This window comes from Cellulomonas septica (assembly GCF_012396155.1).
In the GTDB taxonomy this organism is placed as follows: Bacteria; Actinomycetota; Actinomycetes; order Actinomycetales; family Cellulomonadaceae; genus Cellulomonas; species Cellulomonas septica.
In genome coordinates this window covers 1-1,918 of sequence record NZ_JAAXOY010000667.1, presented here as the reverse complement: position 1 = coordinate 1,918, position 1,918 = coordinate 1, and the positions used below count along the sequence as shown (strand labels likewise).

General features: G+C 75.7%; 1 protein-coding gene and 1 pseudogene. Both read left to right on the top strand.

Annotation, left to right across the window (positions count from 1 at the left end):
- Positions 1-1,697: glycoside hydrolase family 65 protein (locus HGA02_RS17905; protein WP_168680608.1), on the top strand; the 1,697-nt coding region annotated here is incomplete at its 5' end.
- Positions 1,698-1,732: 35 nt separating this feature from the next.
- Positions 1,733-1,918, top strand: a pseudogene (locus HGA02_RS17900) (aminoglycoside phosphotransferase family protein); the annotation flags it as partial.

Below are 1,918 nucleotides of genomic sequence, written 5' to 3'. Positions count from 1 at the left end.
GGGTCGGTGTCGTGCTCGCGACCCGGCACGACACCTCGTCGTCGCCGGGCGTCGCGCCGGCGTGGGCCGACGGCCCGCACGGCCGATGGCTCGAGGCCGACCTCGACGACGGCGGGTGGGTGCGCGTCACGACGCACGCCGCCTACGTGTGCGGACGCCGACCCGTCGAGCAGCTGCTCGCGGACGCGCGCGACGTCCTGGACGCCGCAGCGGACGCGGGGCACGACGCGCTCGAGGCCGAGCAGCGCGCCTACCTCGACGAGGTGTGGGACCGGGGCGACGTGGTCGTCGAGGGCGACGACGAGCTCCAGCAGGCCGTCCGGCTCGCGGTGCTGCACACCGTGCAGGCGGCCGCGTGCATCGAGGGGACCGGCCTGCGCGCCAAGGGCCTCACGGGCACCGGCTACGAGGGGCATACCTTCTGGGACGCCGAGGGCTTCGTCATGCCCGTGCTCGACCACCTCGTCCCGTCGGCGGCGGCCGCGCACCTGCGCTGGCGGCACGCGACCCTCCCGGAGGCGCGCGAACGGGCCCGCGTCCTCGGGCTGCCGGGCGCCGCGTTCCCGTGGCGCACCATCTCCGGCGCCGAGTGCTCGGGCTACTGGCCCGCGAGCACCGCGGCCGTGCACGTCACCGCCGACATCGCCGAGGCCGCCGTCCGGCACGTCGCGGCCACGGGCGACGACGCGCTCGAGCGCGAGGTCGTCGTCGACCTGCTCGTGCACGGCGCGCGGTTCTGGATGGCGCGCGGTCACGTCGCCGACGACGGCCGGTTCCACGTGCACGGCGTCACCGGGCCCGACGAGTACACGGCCGTCGTCGACGACAACACGTTCACCAACGTCATGGTCGCGCGCGCCCTCACCGCCGCCGCGCGCGTCACGGGCCGGCTGCCCGACGAGGCCCGCCGCCTCGGCGTCGACGACGACGAGCGCACCCGGTGGTCCGCCGCCGCGGAGTCCGTCGTCATCCCGTACGCCGAGGACCTCGGCGTCACCGAGCAGTCCGCCGGCTTCACGCGGCACCCGCGGTGGGACTGGTCGCGCAGCCCCGACGGGTGGACGCCGTTCGAGTCGCACGTGCACTACACCGAGCTCTACCGGCACCAGCTCGTCAAGCAGGCCGACCTCGTCGTGGCGCTCGCGGTCGACCACGAGCGGTTCTCCGTGGAGCAGAAGCGCCGCGACTTCGCGTACTACGAGCCGCTCACCGTGCGCGACTCGTCGCTGTCCGCGAGCGTCCAGGCCGTCGTCGCCGCCGAGCTCGGGCACCTCACGCTCGCGCACGCCTACACGCGCGAGTGCGCGCTCATCGACGTGCGCGACCTGCGGCGCGAGACGCAGGACGGCGTGCACGTCGCGTCGATGGCCGGCGCGTGGAACGCGCTCGTGCACGGCTTCGGCGGCCTGCGCCTCGACCACGACCGCGTGCGCCTCGCGCCGCGGCTCCCGCCGCACCTGTCACGGCTGCTGTTCCGCGTCCAGGTGGACGGCTCGCGGCTCGAGGTCGACGCCCGTCGCGACGAGGTGACCTACCGCCTGGTCGACGGCGCGCGTGTGACACTGCGGCACGTCACCGACGGCATCGACGAGGAGGTCACGGTCAGCGCCGACGCGCCGACCGTCACGCGCCCGCTGGTCCCCGTCGCCGAACCGACCCCGCCGAGCCAGCCGCCGGGACGCGAGCCGCAGGCCTGACCCGACGACGCGCCGCGCCCGGGAGGAGGAGCACCGTGGACGAGCACGACCGCCGACGCGCGACGGCGGCGGCCACGGCGATCGCCGCCTCCCTGGGCCTCGCAGTCGACGAGGCCGTCGTCCTGCACGCGTCGAACAAGCTCACGCTGCGCCTCCTGCCGTGCGACACCGTCGCCCGCGTGGCGCCGGCCGCGGATCAGGTCGCCCGGCTCGAGAGATCG